This is a genomic window from Chryseobacterium gwangjuense (assembly GCF_021311115.1).
GTDB classification, from domain to species: domain Bacteria; phylum Bacteroidota; class Bacteroidia; order Flavobacteriales; family Weeksellaceae; genus Chryseobacterium; species Chryseobacterium gwangjuense.
The window spans coordinates 263,604-282,913 of the sequence record NZ_JAJTNP010000001.1; the positions used below are offsets into that span (position 1 = coordinate 263,604).

The 19,310-nt window shown below is 34.6% G+C and carries 21 protein-coding genes and 1 tRNA gene; 21 read left to right on the forward strand and 1 reads right to left on the reverse strand.

The window, feature by feature from the left end; genetic code table 11:
* Window positions 1–14: 14 nt before the first annotated feature.
* The 3 genes from LV842_RS01155 (at window position 15) to LV842_RS01165 (ending at window position 1,333) form a co-directional block, all read left to right on the forward strand.
* Entirely contained in the window at window positions 15–203 is a 189-nt protein-coding gene (locus LV842_RS01155) for an Arc family DNA binding domain-containing protein (RefSeq protein ID WP_233109628.1), read from the forward strand.
* Window positions 204–295: 92 nt separating this feature from the next.
* A complete protein-coding gene (locus tag LV842_RS01160; protein ID WP_233109629.1) occupies window positions 296–685 on the forward strand; it encodes a hypothetical protein in 390 nt (129 codons plus the stop codon).
* Complete coding sequence (locus tag LV842_RS01165; RefSeq protein ID WP_233109630.1) at window positions 686–1,333, forward strand: sigma-70 family RNA polymerase sigma factor; 648 nt, start codon at window positions 686–688, stop codon at window positions 1,331–1,333.
* 61 nt (window positions 1,334–1,394) lie between these two features.
* On the opposite strand, the gene LV842_RS01170 is transcribed toward LV842_RS01165, so the two are convergent.
* On the reverse strand, window positions 1,395–1,592 hold the full coding sequence (locus tag LV842_RS01170; protein WP_233109631.1) for a hypothetical protein: 198 nt from the start codon (window positions 1,590–1,592) through the stop codon (window positions 1,395–1,397).
* A 137-nt stretch (window positions 1,593–1,729) separates the two neighbouring features.
* Here LV842_RS01170 and amaB point away from each other — a divergent pair, with 137 nt between their 5' ends.
* The 18 genes from amaB (at window position 1,730) to hisD (ending at window position 19,310) form a co-directional block, all read left to right on the forward strand.
* Window positions 1,730–3,280, forward strand: coding sequence for an L-piperidine-6-carboxylate dehydrogenase (amaB, locus tag LV842_RS01175; RefSeq protein WP_233109632.1), 1,551 nt, complete (start codon window positions 1,730–1,732; stop codon window positions 3,278–3,280).
* A 95-nt stretch (window positions 3,281–3,375) separates the two neighbouring features.
* The gene (lat, locus tag LV842_RS01180) at window positions 3,376–4,704 is read left to right on the forward strand and encodes an L-lysine 6-transaminase (protein ID WP_233109633.1); all 1,329 of its coding nucleotides are present in this window, start codon (window positions 3,376–3,378) and stop codon (window positions 4,702–4,704) included.
* A 61-nt stretch (window positions 4,705–4,765) separates the two neighbouring features.
* Window positions 4,766–4,996 carry a DUF2007 domain-containing protein gene (locus tag LV842_RS01185; protein WP_233109634.1) on the forward strand — a complete coding sequence of 77 codons (231 nt, stop codon included), beginning with the start codon at window positions 4,766–4,768 and terminating at the stop codon, window positions 4,994–4,996.
* A gap of 90 nt (window positions 4,997–5,086) precedes the next feature.
* Window positions 5,087–5,599, forward strand: coding sequence for a GNAT family N-acetyltransferase (locus tag LV842_RS01190; protein WP_233109635.1), 513 nt, complete (start codon window positions 5,087–5,089; stop codon window positions 5,597–5,599).
* Between the two features lie 116 nt (window positions 5,600–5,715).
* Window positions 5,716–6,171: a transcriptional regulator gene (locus LV842_RS01195; RefSeq protein ID WP_233109636.1), complete on the forward strand. Its 456-nt coding sequence runs from the start codon at window positions 5,716–5,718 to the stop codon at window positions 6,169–6,171.
* Between the two features lies 1 nt (window position 6,172).
* The gene (locus LV842_RS01200; RefSeq protein WP_233109637.1) at window positions 6,173–7,357 is read left to right on the forward strand and encodes an efflux RND transporter periplasmic adaptor subunit; all 1,185 of its coding nucleotides are present in this window, start codon (window positions 6,173–6,175) and stop codon (window positions 7,355–7,357) included.
* 1 nt (window position 7,358) lies between these two features.
* Window positions 7,359–10,505 (forward strand): efflux RND transporter permease subunit, encoded by a 3,147-nt coding sequence (locus LV842_RS01205; protein ID WP_233109638.1) that lies wholly within the window; start codon window positions 7,359–7,361, stop codon window positions 10,503–10,505.
* Between the two features lie 76 nt (window positions 10,506–10,581).
* Window positions 10,582–11,997, forward strand: a complete 1,416-nt coding sequence (locus LV842_RS01210; RefSeq protein ID WP_233109639.1) for a TolC family protein — start codon at window positions 10,582–10,584, stop codon at window positions 11,995–11,997.
* 192 nt (window positions 11,998–12,189) lie between these two features.
* Window positions 12,190–12,263, forward strand: a tRNA-Ala gene (locus tag LV842_RS01215).
* Between the two features lie 38 nt (window positions 12,264–12,301).
* Window positions 12,302–12,676, forward strand: a complete 375-nt coding sequence (locus LV842_RS01220) for a hypothetical protein (RefSeq protein WP_233109640.1) — start codon at window positions 12,302–12,304, stop codon at window positions 12,674–12,676.
* A 171-nt stretch (window positions 12,677–12,847) separates the two neighbouring features.
* Window positions 12,848–13,417 (forward strand): C40 family peptidase, encoded by a 570-nt coding sequence (locus tag LV842_RS01225; RefSeq protein ID WP_233109641.1) that lies wholly within the window; start codon window positions 12,848–12,850, stop codon window positions 13,415–13,417.
* Between the two features lie 21 nt (window positions 13,418–13,438).
* Window positions 13,439–13,765, forward strand: coding sequence for a LytR/AlgR family response regulator transcription factor (locus LV842_RS01230; protein WP_233109642.1), 327 nt, complete (start codon window positions 13,439–13,441; stop codon window positions 13,763–13,765).
* 106 nt (window positions 13,766–13,871) lie between these two features.
* Window positions 13,872–14,240, forward strand: coding sequence for a DUF2255 family protein (locus tag LV842_RS01235; protein WP_233109643.1), 369 nt, complete (start codon window positions 13,872–13,874; stop codon window positions 14,238–14,240).
* Window positions 14,241–14,339: 99 nt separating this feature from the next.
* Window positions 14,340–15,152, forward strand: a complete 813-nt coding sequence (locus tag LV842_RS01240) for a 2,3,4,5-tetrahydropyridine-2,6-dicarboxylate N-succinyltransferase (protein ID WP_233109644.1) — start codon at window positions 14,340–14,342, stop codon at window positions 15,150–15,152.
* A 14-nt stretch (window positions 15,153–15,166) separates the two neighbouring features.
* Window positions 15,167–15,841, forward strand: coding sequence for a glycosyltransferase family 32 protein (locus tag LV842_RS01245; protein ID WP_233109645.1), 675 nt, complete (start codon window positions 15,167–15,169; stop codon window positions 15,839–15,841).
* Window positions 15,825–16,925, forward strand: a complete 1,101-nt coding sequence (locus tag LV842_RS01250) for a glycosyltransferase family 4 protein (protein ID WP_233109646.1) — start codon at window positions 15,825–15,827, stop codon at window positions 16,923–16,925. The genes LV842_RS01245 and LV842_RS01250 overlap by 17 nt, the downstream gene beginning before the upstream one ends.
* A gap of 250 nt (window positions 16,926–17,175) precedes the next feature.
* The gene (gene hisG / locus LV842_RS01255) at window positions 17,176–18,033 is read left to right on the forward strand and encodes an ATP phosphoribosyltransferase (RefSeq protein ID WP_233109647.1); all 858 of its coding nucleotides are present in this window, start codon (window positions 17,176–17,178) and stop codon (window positions 18,031–18,033) included.
* Window positions 18,034–18,035: 2 nt separating this feature from the next.
* The gene (gene hisD / locus LV842_RS01260) at window positions 18,036–19,310 is read left to right on the forward strand and encodes a histidinol dehydrogenase (RefSeq protein WP_233109648.1); all 1,275 of its coding nucleotides are present in this window, start codon (window positions 18,036–18,038) and stop codon (window positions 19,308–19,310) included.

The window sequence follows — 19,310 nt, forward strand, 5'->3', positions numbered from 1 at the left end:
AGAAAAATCAAAAAATGAAATCAGAAAAAACTCAAACTTCTCCCGAAGGCAAAGGCAAAAAATCTTTTGTTATAAGGATAGATGAGTCTACTTACAAACTCCTTGAAAAATGGGCCAATGATGAATTCAGAAGTGTAAATGGACAAATTGAGTATTTACTTCATCAAAGCTTAGTCGATTCGGGAAGAAAAAAGAAAGAATAAGAAAAAAGGTTACAGTTGATTCTGTAACCTTTTTGTTTTAGCTTTACTCTATTGTTTTAGAAGTCATACTTTTTAATCTAAAAAAAAATAAAATGGAAACGACACAACTAAAACAAAATGTACAACCTGTTTTTACTATTTTAAAAGCTACTTTTACAATAGTTCCTGTAGTGGCCGGACTGGATAAGTTCACCAATATTCTTTGTGACTGGACGCAGTACATCAATCCAGGTATTCACAGTATGTTACCTTTTTCCGACTCAACATTTATGATGATTGTAGGAATTATTGAAATCATTGCCGGAATTCTGGTATTTGCAAAACCTAAAATAGGAGGTCTGATTGTTTCGGCATGGTTAACTTTAATTGCACTGACGTTATTAGCTGGCTGGAAATTTGCAGATGTGGCAGTAAGAGATCTTGTCATGGCAATTTCAGCTTTTTCAATGACTAGATTAGCTTCAATTTTCGATAATAAGTAAATGAATGCACAAGATAAATATACTGACCAGGAATTAATTGAGAAGATTCTGAATAAAGAAACTGCTATTTTTGAATTAATTATCAGACGAAATAACCAGTATTTGTACCGAATCGGAAGAATGTATCGCTTCAGTCATGAAGATACACAGGATCTGATGCAGGAAACTTATATCGAAGCTTACACCCATCTTAATCAATTTGAAAACAAGTCTTCTTTTCGAACCTGGATTTCAAAAATAATGCTTCATCAATGCTATCATAAAACCCAAAAATGGTATACAAAACATATAGAATCTCTCGAAAATAACAGTCAGGTCATCGAAAATCTGCACTATACTGAAACATCAAGTTATGTGATGAATAAAGAACTCAATTCAATTATTGAAAAAAGCCTGCTCAATATTCCGGAAGATTACAGAACAGCTTTTACCCTAAGAGAAATTAACGGATTAAGTGTTCGGGAAACTGCTGAAGTTTTGGAGATAAGTGAAAACAATGTAAAAGTCCGCGTGAACAGAGCTAAAACTTATTTGAGAAAAGAAATAGAAAAGTTTTATGTGAAAGAAGAAATTTTTGAATTTAACTTAGTCTATTGTGACCGTATGGTTTCACAGGTAATGAATAAAATAAAGGAAATATCCAGCTAAATTACCATAAAGAAAAGCAGAGAAATTTCTCTGCTTTTTTCAATTTCATATATCAATTAAATTAATCAAAAATCGTCGTAAAATAATTGCTAATTATAGTCCAGAAATTTTTACCAAGAAAATAAATAAGAGTAGAAGTAATGATTCCCTTTACTGTAAAGAATATAATCCCGCCAATTCCAAACTTCTTAACCAGGCTTTTCCATTTAGAATTTTTCTTTTCTTCTTCAGATTCTTTTAGCATTTTATTATTTTCCATTTCTGAAATTCAAATATTTACCTTACAAAGATAATTATGTTTATAATTAGTCCAAATAAAAAATAAGTTAAAAAAAATTAAATTTTGAGGTTCGTATAATATTTTTATCTTTAGAGAAAACGAAAAGTAAAATTTTTATGTCTAAAAAAATAAAGGATTTCGGAATCGAAAAAACACTGAAAAACTTAGGAATTAAAGAAGAAAATAAAGGAACTTCGGTAGGCGGAAAATATTTCGCATCTGGAAAAACTATAGAAAGTTTTTCGCCGGTAGATGGTAATTTGATTGCTAAAATAAAGACTTCCGGAGAATCTGATTATGACAAGGTGATTGAAACTGCTGAAAAAGCGTTTAAAGAATTCAGATTAATCCCGGCTCCTAAAAGAGGAGAAATCGTAAGACAATTGGGTCAGAAATTAAGAGAATACAAAGATGATCTTGGAAAACTGGTTTCTTATGAAATGGGTAAATCTTTACAAGAAGGTTTAGGAGAAGTTCAGGAAATGATCGATATCTGCGACTTTGCAGTAGGAGTTTCAAGACAGCTTCACGGATATACCATGCATTCGGAAAGACCGGGTCACAGAATGTACGAACAATATCACCCGCTTGGAATTGTGGGAATTATTACGGCTTTCAACTTTCCGGTAGCAGTGTGGTCTTGGAATACAGCTTTAGCATGGATTTGCGGTAACGTTACGATCTGGAAACCTTCAGAGAAAACGCCACTTTGTGCGATTGCATGTCAAAATATAATGAATGAAGTTCTGAAAGAGAATAACCTTCCGGAAGGAATTTCAAGTGTATTGGTTGCAGATCATGAGATCGGACAAAAATTAGTGGATGATAAAAGAGTTTCTTTGATTTCTTTCACAGGTTCTACAAGAGTAGGAAGAATGGTTTCTACAAACGTTGCTCAAAGATTTGGAAAATCTATTCTAGAATTAGGAGGAAACAATGCCATTATTATTTCTAAAGATGCAGACATCGATATGTCGATCATCGGAGCTGTTTTCGGAGCGGTTGGAACAGCTGGTCAAAGATGTACTTCTACAAGAAGATTGATCATTCACGAAAACGTGTATGATGAAGTTAAAAACAGATTGGTAAAAGCTTACGGACAATTAAAAATTGGAAATCCATTGGATGAAAACAATCATGTTGGACCGCTTATCGATACAGATGCGGCAAATATGTATGAAGAAGCCATTAAAAAAGGGAAAAAAGAAGGAGCGAAATTCATTGTTGAAGGTGAAGTTTTAAAAGGAAAAGGATACGAATCTGGTTGCTACGTAAAACCTTGTATCGCTGAAGTTAAAAACTCTTATGAAATTGTTCAGCATGAGACTTTTGCACCGATTTTATATTTAATTAAGTACAAAACTTTAGACGAAGCAATCGCTATTCAGAATGATGTTCCTCAAGGATTATCATCTGCGATCATGACACAAAACCTAAGAGAAGCAGAATTATTCCTTTCTCAAGCAGGTTCTGACTGTGGTATTGCCAACGTAAATATCGGAACATCGGGTGCTGAAATCGGCGGTGCTTTCGGTGGAGAAAAAGAAACTGGAGGCGGAAGAGAATCCGGTTCAGACGTTTGGAAATACTATATGAGAAGACAAACCAACACTATAAATTACACCACACAACTTCCTTTAGCACAAGGAATTAAATTCGATTTATAAAAATAAATTTAACCATTTAAGTTATGTAAAGATTTAAAAGTTTATAGCAAAGTCTTTTAATTTTTAAATCTTTACCTCTTTACATCACATACAATATGGAACACACAACAATTGATATACAAGCAAATAAAGTAAAAGAAACCGTAGGAAGACACGTTTTGGCAGACGGCTTTGATTTCGTAATGGATATTGAAAAATCTCACGGATCATGGCTGTATGATAAGCTTACCAATAGAGAATATTTAGATATGTTTTCAATGTTCGCTTCAGCTTCTGTAGGGTATAATCACCCTTACATTGTTGAAAAATCGGCATGGTTAGGAAAAATGGCGGTGAATAAACCAACATTGGCAGACGTATACTCAGAAGAATATGCTCATTTTTTAGAAGTTTTCGAAAGAGTAGTCATTCCCGAAGAATTGCAATATGCTTTCTTTATTGAAGGTGGAACTTTAGGGGTTGAAAATGCAATGAAAGCATGTTTTGACTGGAAAACAAGAAAGAATTTTGAAAAAGGTCTTGATATTGAAGCAGGAATCTGCATCCATTTCAGACAGGCATTTCATGGAAGAAGCGGGTATACATTAAGCTTAACGAATACTTCAGATCCAAGAAAATATCAATATTTCCCGATGTTTAACTGGCCTAGAATTCTTAATCCTAAATTAACGTTCCCGATAACGGAAGAAAATTTAGAAGAAACAATCCAAAATGAAAAATTGGCCCTTATTCAGATTGAAGAAGCGATTCTGATGAATCCTGATAAAGTGGCATGCATCATTATTGAACCTATTCAGGCTGAAGGAGGAGATAATCATTTCAGAGACGAATTTTTAGTAGGATTAAGAAAAATCTGTGATGACAATGAAATCTTATTGATTTTTGATGAAGTGCAGACCGGAATCGGAATTACAGGAAAAATGTGGGCTTTCCAGCATTTTACAGCAAAACCGGACATTATTTCTTTTGGTAAGAAAGCACAGGTTTGCGGAGTGTTGGCGAATAAAGAAAAGTTTGACGAAATTTCAAACAATGTGTTCAGAGAAAGTTCAAGAATCAATTCTACGTTTGGAGGTAACTTTATTGATATGCTTCGTTTTCAGTTGGTAATGGAAATTATTGAAAAAGAAAATCTGGTAGAAAATGCAAGAGTGGTAGGAGATTATTTACTGGAAGAATTGAAAAAACTAGCCGAAAAATATCCTGAAAAACTATCCAATGCAAGAGGTAGAGGATTGATGTGTGCTATTGATCTTCCTACTCCTCAGCTAAGAGATGTATTAAGAGACGAATTATGGAACGACGGAATGATCATTCTTTCTTGTGGAGATCAGTCGCTTCGTTTCAGACCTCACTTAAATGTTACGAAAGAAGAAATCAAGCTTGCCATAGACAAAATCGAGAATAACCTTAACAAAATTTAAAACCTCAATTTGTAATTTCAAAATAAATGTCATATATTTAGATACTCAAATGGAACAGAATATGGAAAGAAGCACAAGAGTATCAGTTTTTGAAAGTGATATACACACAGAAATTCAATTGATCAAATCTAAGTTAGATGATGCGCAGATTACAAATGCGGTAGAAAACAATTACATGACTTTCACAACTACGCCTACAGCGACTTCGTTGAAAGTAATGGTAGATTTGCAAGATGAGAAGAAAGCATTTGAAATCATAGATGCTTATCTTCAACAAAGTGAAAATCAATAAAAACAATTTCATAATTTTAAATTTTACTACTTCGAACCGAAAATTAATTACAATTAGTTTTCGGTTTTTTAATTCAAATTTTTCACAGCAATGAATTCAGAAATTAAACTAAGAAAGGCAGAAATTGAAGACAGAGACATTATCTGGAATATTTTGCAACAGGCCATTGAAAGAAGAAGACAGGACGGAAGTACGCAATGGCAACAAGGTTACCCTAATTTGGATACTGTAGAAAGTGATATTGCAAAAGGTTTTGGATATGTAATGACAGTAGATGAAGAAATTGCAGTATATACTGCACTAATCCTTAATGACGAGCCGGCTTACAGTACCATAGAAGGAGAGTGGCTGAGCAATGGGGAATTCGTTGTTGTACACAGAGTAGCAGTGGATGAAAAATTTGCAGGTCAGGGAATGGTGAAAAAATTATTTGATCATATCGAAGATTTTACAAAAAACAATGGCATTCAGAGTGTTAAAGTAGACACAAACTTTGACAATATTGCCATGTTAAAGATTCTTGAAAGGAAAGGATATACATACTGCGGAGAAGTTTTTCTGGCCGGCGGAATGAGAAAGGCTTTTGAGAAGATTATAATTTAAGCAAAAAGTTAAATCAACTTTCATTGAATTTTTAAAAGACCCAATATTGAGAAACTCTATTGGGTTTGTTCGTTTAGTTCTGAACTAATTTTTACATTTGTTCAAATTTATATACCATGCATAAGAGTATAGAAATTGATGAAAAGATTTTTCAGGATGCTGTAAAGTTCTACGGCACCATTTTCAATGTACCTCCATTAGCTTCCAAAATTTATGCCTATCTGCTTTTCGATTATGATAAAGTGGGGATTACTTTTGACGAGTTTGTGGAAGTTCTTTCTGCAAGCAAAAGTTCGGTTTCTACAAGTATTTCTTTATTACTGAAAGCCCAGCTTATTGTGGATCATAATAAAATGGATGAACGAAAACGATATTTTTTCATCAATGATGAATATAAGAAGATAAGATTTGAAAAAATAGTTCAAAAGATGCAAGACGAATTAAAACTACTAGATGACTTAGATCAATTTAAAAAAAATCATGACGATGGGTACAACGAAAAAATGGAAGTTTACAAAGCTCTATTAAACAAAAACATACTTAATATTCAGGAATCACTTAATAAACTATAAAATGAACAGTAAACTAGTTATACTTTCTATTGCGGCGCTTTCACTCACAGCCTGCAAAAAAGAAGCTCCGAAGCAGGATGGTGCAAAACCATATCCTGTTGTGAATGTGGAGGTAAAAAATATAGTCGGCTATCAAACATTTCCGGCTACCATCCAAGGTAGAGTAAACAATGATGTTCGCGCTAAAATACAGGGATACATTACACAGGTTTTGGTAGATGAAGGACAGCATGTTACTAAAGGACAGCCTTTATTCCGTCTTGAAACCAATATCTTGAGCGAAAATGCAGCTGCTTCAAAAGCAGGAATCGGAGCAGCAGAATCTAATATTGCAGCAGCTCAGGCTTCAGTAAATGCAGCTCAGGTTGAAGTGAACAAACTCAAACCGCTTGTTCAGAAAAATATCATCAGTAATGTTCAGTTACAAACCGCTCAAGCAAATTTAGCTCAGGCTCAAGCCCAATTGCAACAAGCCAATGCAGCAAAAAGACAAGCAGTTGCCAATTATAAAGGAGTAGAAGCCAATATCGAATATTCTGTTATTCGTGCTCCTATTTCAGGAGTAATCGGGAAGCTTCCTTTGAAAGTAGGAAGTTTGGTAGGACCAACAGATCAAACCCCTTTGACTACGATTTCAGATACTTCAGAGATTTATGCTTACTTTTCAATGAATGAAAAAGAATATTTTGATTTCCTTGAAAAATCTCCGGGAGCTTCAATGCCTGAAAAAATAAAAAACCTTCCGATGGTTGAATTGCAACTGGCAAACGGAAGCCTTTATCCTGAAAAAGGTAAAATTGAGGCTATTACAGGACAAATTGACCCAACAACAGGAACAATCCAGTTCAGAGTAAGCTTTAGCAATGCTCAAAAACTATTGAGTAACGGGAACAGCGGAACAATCAGATTACCAAAAGCATATGACAACGTTTTAGTTGTTCCGGAAAGTGCTACTTACGAACAACAAGGTATTGTTTACGTTTACAAAGTAGAAAAAGACACTGCTAAAAATGCTGTTGTTGAAGTTATTGACAGAATCGACAATATGGCTTTAATTAAATCAGGAGTCAATAAAGATGAAACAATCATTGCAGCTGGAATTGGAGGTTTAAAACCGGGAACAGCAGTAATTAAAAAACCTGTGAAAATGGATAGTCTTGTTCAATCAATAAAACCGAAATTCTAAGATGATTAAAAATTTTATAAACAGACCGGTTTTATCCACTGTAATCTCAATTTTGATTGTGATTCTCGGTGTTTTAGGACTTGTCTCGTTGCCGGTTACACAGTATCCCGACATTGCTCCGCCTACCGTAAGTGTTACGGCAAACTATACAGGAGCCAATGCAGAAACTGTAATGAAAAGTGTTGTTGTACCCTTGGAAGAACAGATCAACGGGGTAGAAGGAATGGACTATATTACCTCTTCTGCAGGAAATGACGGTTCTGCCAATATTCAGGTTTTCTTTAAACAAGGAATTGACCCGGATATTGCTGCGGTGAACGTACAAAACCGTGTAGCGAGAGCCACTCCGTTATTACCAAGTGAGGTTACACGTTCCGGGGTGGTTACCCAAAAACAACAGACGAGTGCATTGATGTATATGTCTTTCTATTCTGAAAACAAGGATTTGAATGACGTATATCTTCAAAACTTCTTGAATATCAATATCATTCCGAATTTAAAAAGGATTAATGGAGTAGGAGACGCCAACGTTTTCGGAGGGAAAAACTACTCTATGAGAATCTGGCTTGATCCTGCTAAAATGGCGGCTTACAGCCTTACACCAAATGATGTTACTACGGCAATCAATGAACAGAGTAGAGAAGCTGCAGCGGGTTCTATCGGACAAAACAGTGGAAGTTCTTTTGAATACATTATTAAATATGTCGGAAAATTCAACGATAAAGAACAGTACGATAATATCATTATTAAATCTCTTCCGGACGGACAAAATTTAATGCTGAAAGATGTTGCAAAAGTAGAATTGGCAGGTCAGTCTTACACTGGAATTGGGGAAAATGGAAACAATCCGTCCATCAGTATGGGGATTTTCCAAACGCCAGGTTCTAATGCACAGGAGATTATTCAGAACATTAAAACTTACTTAAAATCAGCAGAAAGTAGTTTCCCACAAGGAATTAAATACACCTATAACTTCGATACCAACGAATTTCTTGAAGCATCAATCGAAAAGGTGGTTCATACCTTAATCGAGGCATTTATTCTGGTATTCATTGTAGTGTATATTTTCCTTCAGGATTTCAGATCTACCCTAATTCCGGCCATTGCAGTTCCGGTTTCTATTGTGGGGGCATTTTTCTTCCTGAATTTATTTGGATATTCACTCAACTTATTAACGCTTTTTGCTTTAGTTTTAGCCATCGGTATTGTGGTAGATGACGCCATCGTCGTCGTCGAGGCAGTACATGCTAAAATGGAGCATGGGATTTCTGATGCCAAAAAAGCAACAGTAGAAGCCATGGATGAAATTACAGGAGCGATCATTTCAATTACTTTGGTAATGGCTGCCGTATTTATTCCGGTAACGTTTATTACAGGACCTACAGGAGTTTTCTACCAACAGTTTGGTATTACCTTGATTGTGGCGATTATTATTTCTGCTGTAAACGCATTGACATTAAGCCCCGTTTTATGTTCATTATTCCTAAAACCACATGCGGCGCATCATGAAGAATATCAAAAAATGAACATCCTTAATAAGTTCTTCTATAAATTTAATATAGCTTTTAAAACTGCCACAGAACGATACGGAAAAGGGTTTGTATTTCTATTGAGACACAAATGGGTTACTCTTATCATTTTTGCAGTTACCGGGGGAATTTTATTCTGGGCAAGTTCTACCATGAAAAAAGGATTTGTACCTACAGAAGACCGAGGAATCATTTTTACAGATGTTCAGCTTCCACCGGGAGCTTCTATGGAAAGAACCTATAATGCTCTGAAAACACTTCAGGCAAAAGCATTAAAAATACCTGGAGTACAAAACGTAACGATTTCTACCGGTAGAGGTTTCTTATCAGGAAACGGAAGCAACAACGGTCTTGCTTTTGTTAAATTAAAGCCTTTTGAGGAAAGAAAAAAAGACAATTTAACCTCAGAAGACATTACAAAAAAATTATTTGGAATCTCAGGAGCTGTTCCTGATGCTAAAGTTGTGTTTTTCCAGCCTCCAAGTGTACCTGGATTTGGTAATAGTGCAGGATTTGAAATGGTGTTGCTTGACAAATCGGGAGGTGCCTATACAGATCTGGATGCTAAAACCAATGAATTTATCGGTAAATTGATGGAAAGACCTGAAATTGAGTTCGCCCAGACTTCATTCAACACCAAGTATCCTCAATATCAAATGGAAATCAACGTTCCTTTGGCAAAACAACTTGGCGTTTCTGTAAGTGATATCTTGGCAACAATGCAAGGCTATATCGGAGGAATCTATACGGCTGACTTTACTAAGTATGGAAAACAGTTCAGAGTAATGGTTCAGGCACTTCCTGAAAACAGACAAAATGTAAATAATCTTAATCAATTGTATGTAAAAACAGGTTCGGGAGCAATGTCACCAATTTCACAGTTTGTAACATTGGAAAAAGCATACGGACCACAATCGGTAAGCCGTTACAACCTATTTACGTCGGTGAAAATCACAGGAGCCAACTCTGCAGGATTCAGTTCCGGAGATGCGATTGGAGCTGTACAACAGGTTGCCAAAGAAACCCTGAATCAAAATTATGATGTTGAATTTACCGGATTAACCAGAGAGGAATTAAATTCTGGTTCTCAGACCCTTTTGATCTTTGCATTAAGTTTAGTATTTGTTTACTTTATCCTTTCTGCTCAGTACGAAAGTTATATTCTTCCGTTAATTGTAGTAATTTCCCTACCTCTTGGGGTAATGGGAGCTTATTTCGGACAAAAAATCATGGGCTTGGAAAATAATATTTATTTCCAGATTGCCTTAATCATGTTGGTCGGATTATTAGCTAAAAATGCCATTTTGATTGTAGAATTTGCTGTTCAGAGAAGACATCATGGTGAAACGATCGTTATGTCTGCCATTAATGCTGCAAAAGCAAGGTTAAGACCGATTCTAATGACCTCATTTGCATTCATCTTCGGTTTATTACCATTAGTTTTAGCAAGCGGAATTGGTGCGGTAGGAAATAGATCGATCGCGACAGGTGCGGCAATAGGATTATTAATAGGAACCATTTTAGGATTATTCGTAATACCTGTTTTATATGTGATTTTCGAATATCTACAAGAGAAAATTAAACCTATCAAAAAAGAAGAAATCAATTTAGCAGAATAAATGTAAAGTTTAGGAAATTAGAAGTTAGCCTAAAACTAGCTTCTAACTTCTAAACTCTAACTTCTAATTACAAAAAATGAAGAGTTTATTAAACATCATAAAAGGAATCACTTTTTCAGTTGCAATTCTTGCTGCCGTATCATCTTGTATGGCCAGAAAAGAATATGAACGCCCCAAAAATGTGGTAGACGAAAAGCTGTTCCGTACAGATATGCTTCCTTCAGACAGTATAAATGTTGCAAACGTTTCCTGGAAAGAAATTTTTACAGATCCGATACTTCAGGGGCATATTTCTAAAGCTTTAGAAAACAATTTAGACATAAGAATTGCTTTACAGAGCATTACTTCCGCAGAAGCCTATTTAAAACAAAGTAAAGCGGCATATCAACCTACTGTAACGGTGGGTCCCGGCTATACTTTTCAGACACAGTCTTTAAATACACAAACCGGACGTTTGTTTGGTGACAGAAGATATATCAATCAGCTTGATATTACTGCAAGTATTGGTTTTGAGGCTGATATTTGGGGGAAATTGAGAGCTCAGGAAAAAGCGCAAATGGCAACTTATCTAGGGACTGTTGCCGCTCATAAGGCAGTAAAAAGTGATTTGGTTGCATCTATTGCTTCCTCATATTATCAATTACTGACTTTTGATGATCAAAAAAGAATCATCACTGAAACTATTGCGGTTCGTGAGAAAAATTTAGAAACCACAAAAGCTTTAAAAGCATCCGGAACCGTTACAGAAGTTGCTGTTCAGCAAAGTGAAGCACTGGTTTTCAATGCAAAATCTTTACTCATCGATATTGATACGCAGATTCAATTATTAGAGAACACAATGAGTCTTTTAATGGGAGAACCTTCTCATGCCATTGAAAGATCAACATTGAAAAGCCAGCATGTTCCGATTGATTTAAAATTAGGATATCCGGCTCAGTTATTAGCCAACAGACCTGATGTAATGAGAGCTGAATACAGTCTTATGAATGCTTTTGAATTGACCAATGCTGCAAAGGCTCAGTTTTATCCTACGTTGAAAATTACAGGAAATGGAGGGTTACAATCGATGGACATCGATCATTTATTCAGTGTTAATTCATTATTTGCAAGCGTAGTAGGAGGTTTAGCTCAACCTATTTTGAACAGAAGAACAATTAAAACCAACTATGAAGTAAGCCTTGCCAATCAGGAAACCGCTTATTTAAATTTTAGAAAAACAGTTCTTACGGCTGGAAAAGAAGTTTCTGATGCCATCAGAGTATTCTCTGTTCAGGATTCTTTTATTGACTTAAAACAAAAAGAATTGGAATCTTATAAAAAATCGGTAGACTATTCTCAGGAATTGGTTAATTACGGAATGGCCAACTATCTTGAAGTATTGAATGCAAGCGTAAATTCATTAAACGCAGAACTTAATATTTCAAATGCCCAATACAGTAAAATGAAAGCTGCTGTAGAGCTTTATCAGGCTTTAGGAGGCGGTTGGAAATAAATATTGCGATCTATTTTCTTAAAAAACGTATGCTGGTTTTAGCATGCGTTTTTTTATTTCAGTCTTAAAATAGTATAAATAATGATAATTATACAGATAATTTCTATTTTCGTTAAATAAAAACTAACAAATTATTTGTATATGTAGTTTAAATACTTACTTTTGTAGCGTTTCAGAATACGGACGACGAATGGGGGATTGGCGCAGTTGGCTAGCGCGTTTGACTGGCAGTCAAAAGGCCACGGGTTCGAATCCCGTATTCTCCACAATTGAATTTATTTCATAAAACTTTTTTATTAAAACTATGAAGAAACTTTTTTTACTCTTATTAACAGCTTTTTTATTTATTGGATGTAGCTCTGATGACGACAGCATTTACGACTTTATCGGAACTTGGCACGGAACATATGATGGTAATGATAAAGGAGTTTGGAATATTGTTGTAGCAAGTGATGGGAAAGTTACCGGAACGATGCATTCTGATAACAATCAGGAAAACTATAACATTTCAGGAAACCTGAATTCTTCAGGAGATTTAAACGCAGTAGTAGGGCTTCCATCAGACGGAGAATTCAGAGGTAATCTTAACACTGATAAAAAAGGAAGCGGAACTTGGGTAAATTCAGTTCCTACACCAGGAAGATCAGGAAGCTGGACAGGTGAAAAGGATAAAAATTAAGATTAAGAATACATATACAGAACCGGAAAATTTACTTTTCCGGTTTTTTGTTTTTAAAGACATAAATCAATTACGAAATATTAGGTTAATTTAACAAAATCTAAGGATTACATCCTATTCTAAATGTATATATTTGCAATACACATACTTCATTAAACAACCATCCAGCGTATGAAATTGGGATTATTTGAAAAACATTTAAGAATAAAACGAGTATCTGTTCTACTGATTACATCCTCAATTATCATTTCCTGCGGAAGCTCAAAAAGTGCTTCCAATAAAAATTCAAAAACCAAATCTGTAGCAAGAGCCGAAAACCTAAGAAAATTAGATTCAAAATTTGACGGTAAAGTATCCAAATCGATTAATGATATTTTAAAAGATGCCGAAAAATATATTGGTACCCCTTATAAATTCGGAGGAAATACACCTTCCGGTTTCGATTGTTCTGGGTTTACCTTAAAAGTATTTGAAGAAAACGATTTCAAACTTCCCAGAAGATCTTCAGATCAGGCTTTAACCGGAGAACAAATTGATATTACTGACGTAAAACCGGGTGATCTTTTATTTTTTGCAACAGGCGGAGGAAGCAGAGTTTCTCATGTCGGAATCGTACATGATATTGGAAGTGATGGTGAAGTAAAATTCATTCATGCTTCTACCTCAAAAGGAGTTACCATTTCTTCACTCAATGAAAAATACTGGAATAAGGCTTATCTTCATGCTCAAAGGGTTTTATAAATCATAGCAGAGACAATGAGCATGGAAAATAAAACTTTTGCCTTTATTAAAACAGACAAAAAATTGATCAAGCTATTTTTTGATGATATTACCGTGATAAAAGGGCTGGGAAATTATGTTGAAATCAATACTGTTCATCAAAAAAAATATATTTACTATAAAACCCTTAAAGATTTAATTGAGAGCCTTCCACAGGAATTTATGCGTATTCATAATTCCTACATTGTTAATCTTACCAATATTGATTCTTTTGAAAACAATCAAATTATCTGCAAAGATTTAAAAATTACAGTAGCCAAAAGCTATCGCGAGTGTTTGATAAACACATTACACAAAATGATGTTATAAAATCAACTTACATCAAAAATAATTGAATCTGCATTCTATTTCATACAGACGGAATAATAAAATTGCAGTTTTTTTGTATTCAAATTAGTTTTGTTAAAAAATTAAAATGAATAAAAGCATTGCATTGAACTTTATCAAAAACAATACGATCATAGGAATAAAGGCAGGTATAGAGCGCTCCGATTTTTTAGAAATTTGGATGGTGGTCGTTGAAGACCGGATTTTTGCAAGATCGTGGGGACTTTCTGAAAAAAGCTGGTACAACACTTTTATACAGCATTCAAAAGGTCAGATAAAATGTGGAAATCTTATTTTTGATATACAAGGAATAATTCCTGCAGATAATGATGAGCTTACTCCTCATATTAATCATGCTTATTTAGCAAAATATAATTCTGCACACAATATAAAATATGCAGAAGCAATCATTAAAAAAAAGCACATTGAAAAAACCATGGAATTCATTATAGATTGATTAAAATCATTTTTATCATTATCAATTTTCAAAATTATTTGCTTGATCTTTTTTGTATCTTTGGAGCTCTAATTATTCAATTAAATTCAAATAAGAAACATGTCGTTACAACAAACTATTGAAAACATCTGGGACAACAGAGAATTATTGCAGAATGAAGACAGCCAGAAGGCTATCAGAGAGGTTATTTCTTTGGTTGATAAAGGAGAACTTCGTACAGCAGAGCCTACGGAAAACGGATGGCAGGTAAATGAATGGGTGAAAAAAGCTGTCGTAATGTACTTCCCAATCCAGAAAATGGAAACTATTGAAGTAGGTCCGTTTGAATTTCATGACAAAATGCCTTTGAAGAGAAACTATGCTGAAAAAGGAGTGAGAGTTGTACCTCATGCAATTGCAAGAGAAGGAGCTTACATTGCTCCGGGAGTAATTTTGATGCCTTCTTATGTAAACATTGGTGCTTACGTAGATTCAGGAACAATGGTTGATACTTGGGCAACTGTTGGAAGCTGTGCACAAATAGGTAAAAACGTTCACTTGAGTGGTGGTGTAGGAATCGGTGGTGTTTTAGAACCGCTTCAGGCTGCTCCGGTAATCATTGAAGATGACTGTTTCATCGGTTCAAGATGTATCGTTGTAGAGGGTGTTCACGTAGAAAAAGAAGCCGTTTTGGGAGCAAATGTTGTTCTTACAGCTTCTACAAAAATCATTGATGTTACAGGTCCTGAACCTATCGAAATTAAAGGAAGAGTTCCTGCACGTTCAGTAGTAATTCCTGGAAGTTATACAAAACAATATCCTGCAGGAGAATATCAGGTTCCTTGTGCTTTGATCATCGGTCAGAGAAAAGAATCTACAGATAAAAAAACATCTCTTAATGATGCATTGAGAGATAACAATGTAGCAGTTTAAACTCATACAAAACTATGGCCATTCCTAAACAGATCTTTCAGACTTTTAAAACCGATAAGCTGCCCTGGCTTACGAAGTTTCATATTAAAAGAATGTTGAAGAAAAATCCGGAATATCAGTATCATTTCTATGATGATAAAAGGATTACCGAATTCTTTAAAGATGAATTTCCGCCTGAATATCTGAAAGCCTACAACAGGCTTACCATAGGAGCTGCCAAAGCAGATTTTTTCAGATATGCCATCTTATACAAAAAAGGAGGTGTATATCTTGATATTGACAGCGGAATAAATATCCCGTTAAGGAAATTAATTCGCGAAGATGATGCTGCATTAGTTACGGATGAAGATCCGCCAACATATTATGTACAATGGGGTCTGGTTTATGAAGCCGGACACCCATTTTTACAAAGAACATTGGAAAATATAATGGATAATATCAAAAATAATCCACATCCTCATAATGTTCATAAAACCACTGGTCCAACAGTTTATACAGACTCAATTAAAGAATGTCTTAAAGAAAATCCAAATATTCCTCACAGATTTTTGGGACCTCATTATGACAACAAAATGCAGTTTAAATATAAACTTGGCAAGTTCTTCCTGTATAAAGACAAATCCGAACACTGGAAAAAGAAACAATTGACCCAAAACATCATAAGACCGGAGAATGAAGATAGCTTATGATGCGAAACGTTTTTTTCATAACACATCAGGATTAGGCAACTATTCCCGTGATCTGGTTCGTATTCTATCGAAATATTTCCCTGAAAACGAATACATTTTATTCAATAAAAATCAATCAGATAGAGGGAAAGATATTTTAGAAAATCCTAATGTTTATTTTGTTGAAACCTCAAAAGGAAGCATGTCCCGACAATTTAAAATGGGAAAAGATGCACAAAAACAAAATGCAGACATTTTCCATGGATTATCAGGAGAATTACCATTAAAGTGGGACAAAAAACCAATCAAAAAAATCGTTACGATTCATGATTTGATATTCGTACGATATCCTCATTATTATTCTTTTTTTGATCGAAAAATTCATCTTTGGAAATTTAAAAAAGCAGCAAATACTGCAGATAAAATCATTGCCATTTCAGAGCAGACCAAAAGAGATATCATCCAGTTTTTAAAAGTTCCCGAATCTAAGATTGAAGTGATTTATCAGGGCTGTCACAAAGCTTTTAAAGAACAACAATCTGAAGAATTTATCCAACAGACAAAAGAAAAATTTAACCTTCCTGAACGATTTATTTTAAATGTCGGAACCATAGAAGACCGTAAGAATCTTTTAAATATTGTAAAAGGAATTAACGGAACCGATATTCCATTGGTTGTAGTCGGAAAAAAAACAAAATATTATCAAAAAATAGCTGCTTTTATCCAGAAGAATAAAATGGAAAAACAGATTCATTTTTTAGAAGGAGTTTTGATGGATGAATTGGCTGTTATTTATAAATCAGCTGATATTTTTGTCTATCCAAGCTTTTTTGAAGGTTTTGGAATCCCTGTAATAGAAGCCCTTTTCTCAAAAACAGTAACGATCACAAGCAATACAAGCTGTCTTCCAGAAGCAGGCGGTCCGGATTCTGTTTACATTGATCCCCAAAATCATTTAGATATTCAGTCAAAAATAAAGTTTTTGTGGGAGAATGAATCTGAAAGAAAACGCCGTGCTGAAAAGAGTTTTGAGTTTGTTCAGAAGTTTAATGACGAACCTATTGCCAACGAATTGATAACGCTCTACAGAAAAATTATTTCGTAAAATTCTTGCAGGATTAAAAATTAGTCCTACATTTGTACCACAAAATTTCAACAATGAAACCGAATTTTTTAACAGTACATCATTATTATCATCATCTCTGCTAGACGGAATTGTTGATCAATGACTATGTTAAAAATCAAAATAATTAAAAACCGTCTGAGTAAATAGACGGTTTTTTTGTTTCTAAATTTATCCCGGGAAATTTTTTCAATTCAACCATTTTTATTTGCTCAGACTCAACAAAAGTAAAATGAGTACAATAAAAATAGCGATACAAAAAAGCGGACGGCTTTACGAAGAATCTCTTCAGCTCCTCAAAGACTGTGGAATTTTCATCAACAACGGAAAAGACCAGCTCAAAGTTTCTGTTGATAATTTCCCAATGGAAATCATGTATTTACGAAATTCGGATATTCCTCAATATCTAGAAGACGGAGTGGTTGATATTGCCATTGTAGGTGAGAATCTTCTCGTTGAAAAGCAAAAAAACATTCAAATTATCCAACCGTTAGGCTTCTCAAAATGCAGGGTTTCCTTAGCCATTCCCAAAGAAATTGAAACGAATGATATCAATTACTTTCAGGGTAAAAAAATTGCAACCTCTTATCCGAATACTTTAAAAAACTTTCTTCAGAAAAATAATATTTCAGCAGATATCCATATTATTTCAGGTTCTGTCGAAATCGCTCCTAATATTGGTCTTGCTGATGGAATCTGTGATATTGTAAGCTCCGGAAGTACTTTATTTAAAAACGGATTGAGAGAAACACTTACCCTTTTAAAATCCGAAGCTGTACTGGCAAAAACTTCACAATTAAGTCCGGAAAAAGTATCCATCTTAGAGAAGTTCCTATTCAGAATCAAAGCCGTTTTAAAGGCAAAAAATTCAAAATATATTCTGATGAATGTTCCGAATGAGAAGATAGATCTTATTTCAAAAACACTTCCCGTCCTTAAAAGTCCTACCGTAATTCCATTAGCAGAAAAGGGTTGGAGCAGTATTCATTCAGTCATTGATGAAGAACGTTTTTGGGAAGTCATCGACGAACTGAAAGAAAAAGGAGCACAAGATATTCTAATAATCCCAATTGATAAAATGGTAATTTAAGTATGAAAATTAATACATATCCTCAAAAAGAAAATTGGTCGGAATTGGTAAAAAGACCTGCTTTACAAAGGGAAAAACTCACAGAATTAATTGCTGATATTTTTAAGGAAGTTGAAAAAAATGGAGATCAGGCATTACTTAATTTTAATAAGAAATTCGATGGAGCTGAAATCAACAATATAAAAATTTCTGAAAAAGAAATAGAAGATGCAGTAAGCTTAATCAGTGATGAGTTAAAAGAAGTTATTCAACAGGCAAAAGATAATATTACAAAATTTCATGCTTCCCAAATCACTGAAATAGAAAAGATTGAAACTACAACAGGAGTGGTTTGCTGGAGAGAAAACAGAGCCATCGAAAAAGTCGGAATTTACATTCCCGGAGGAACAGCACCCTTATTTTCTACGGTTTTAATGCTTGCTATTCCTGCTCAATTGGCAGGTTGCAAAGAAATCATTTTATGTACACCTCCTGATAAAAATGGAAATATTAATCCGGCGATTCTTTACACGGCAAAGCTTTGTGGAGTGACTAAAATATTTAAAACCGGTGGAGCACAAGCCATTGCAGCAATGACTTTAGGTACAGTAAGTATTCCGAATGTGTATAAAATTTTCGGACCTGGAAACCAATATGTTGTAGCAGCCAAAGAATTTGCTCAAAATTATAATGTAGCCATTGATATGCCTGCAGGACCAAGTGAAGTACTTGTAATTGCCGATCAACAGGCTATTCCTGAATTTTGCGCAGCAGACTTACTTTCTCAGGCAGAACATGGAAGCGATAGTCAGGTAATTTTTCTTTCAACGGATGATGAAATTTTTAATCAAACCATTAAAGAAACGGAAAAACAGCTTAAAGGACTTCCCAGAAATGAATTTGCCAAAGAAGCTTTAAAAAATAGTCACTTTATTTTGCTAAATACAATTAATGAAGCTTTAGAATTCAGTAATTTATATGCTCCAGAACACTTGATTTTAGCTTTGGAAGACTTTGAAAAGTATATCCCTGAAATTCAAAATGCAGGTTCTGTTTTTCTTGGAAATTATTCTTGTGAAAGCGCAGGAGATTATGCAAGTGGAACCAACCACACTCTTCCCACCAACGGATTTGCAAAAAATTACAGCGGAGTTTCTTTAGACAGCTTTGTGAAGAAGATTACGTTTCAGAATTTATCACAAAAAGGACTTCAGAATTTAGGGAAAACAATAAAAATCATGGCAGAAGCAGAAGGATTATTCGCTCACAAAAATGCCGTAAGTATAAGATTAAAATAA

Coding starts and splice junctions, on each gene's coding strand:
- LV842_RS01155 (WP_233109628.1), top strand. CDS start 15: ATGAAATCAGAAAAAACTCAAACTTCTCCCGAAGGCAAAGGCAAAAAA.
- LV842_RS01160 (WP_233109629.1), top strand. CDS start 296: ATGGAAACGACACAACTAAAACAAAATGTACAACCTGTTTTTACTATT.
- LV842_RS01165 (WP_233109630.1), top strand. CDS start 686: ATGAATGCACAAGATAAATATACTGACCAGGAATTAATTGAGAAGATT.
- LV842_RS01170 (WP_233109631.1), bottom strand. CDS start 1,592: ATGGAAAATAATAAAATGCTAAAAGAATCTGAAGAAGAAAAGAAAAAT.
- amaB (WP_233109632.1), top strand. CDS start 1,730: ATGTCTAAAAAAATAAAGGATTTCGGAATCGAAAAAACACTGAAAAAC.
- lat (WP_233109633.1), top strand. CDS start 3,376: ATGGAACACACAACAATTGATATACAAGCAAATAAAGTAAAAGAAACC.
- LV842_RS01185 (WP_233109634.1), top strand. CDS start 4,766: ATGGAAAGAAGCACAAGAGTATCAGTTTTTGAAAGTGATATACACACA.
- LV842_RS01190 (WP_233109635.1), top strand. CDS start 5,087: ATGAATTCAGAAATTAAACTAAGAAAGGCAGAAATTGAAGACAGAGAC.
- LV842_RS01195 (WP_233109636.1), top strand. CDS start 5,716: ATGCATAAGAGTATAGAAATTGATGAAAAGATTTTTCAGGATGCTGTA.
- LV842_RS01200 (WP_233109637.1), top strand. CDS start 6,173: ATGAACAGTAAACTAGTTATACTTTCTATTGCGGCGCTTTCACTCACA.
- LV842_RS01205 (WP_233109638.1), top strand. CDS start 7,359: ATGATTAAAAATTTTATAAACAGACCGGTTTTATCCACTGTAATCTCA.
- LV842_RS01210 (WP_233109639.1), top strand. CDS start 10,582: ATGAAGAGTTTATTAAACATCATAAAAGGAATCACTTTTTCAGTTGCA.
- LV842_RS01220 (WP_233109640.1), top strand. CDS start 12,302: ATGAAGAAACTTTTTTTACTCTTATTAACAGCTTTTTTATTTATTGGA.
- LV842_RS01225 (WP_233109641.1), top strand. CDS start 12,848: ATGAAATTGGGATTATTTGAAAAACATTTAAGAATAAAACGAGTATCT.
- LV842_RS01230 (WP_233109642.1), top strand. CDS start 13,439: ATGGAAAATAAAACTTTTGCCTTTATTAAAACAGACAAAAAATTGATC.
- LV842_RS01235 (WP_233109643.1), top strand. CDS start 13,872: ATGAATAAAAGCATTGCATTGAACTTTATCAAAAACAATACGATCATA.
- LV842_RS01240 (WP_233109644.1), top strand. CDS start 14,340: ATGTCGTTACAACAAACTATTGAAAACATCTGGGACAACAGAGAATTA.
- LV842_RS01245 (WP_233109645.1), top strand. CDS start 15,167: ATGGCCATTCCTAAACAGATCTTTCAGACTTTTAAAACCGATAAGCTG.
- LV842_RS01250 (WP_233109646.1), top strand. CDS start 15,825: ATGAAGATAGCTTATGATGCGAAACGTTTTTTTCATAACACATCAGGA.
- hisG (WP_233109647.1), top strand. CDS start 17,176: ATGAGTACAATAAAAATAGCGATACAAAAAAGCGGACGGCTTTACGAA.
- hisD (WP_233109648.1), top strand. CDS start 18,036: ATGAAAATTAATACATATCCTCAAAAAGAAAATTGGTCGGAATTGGTA.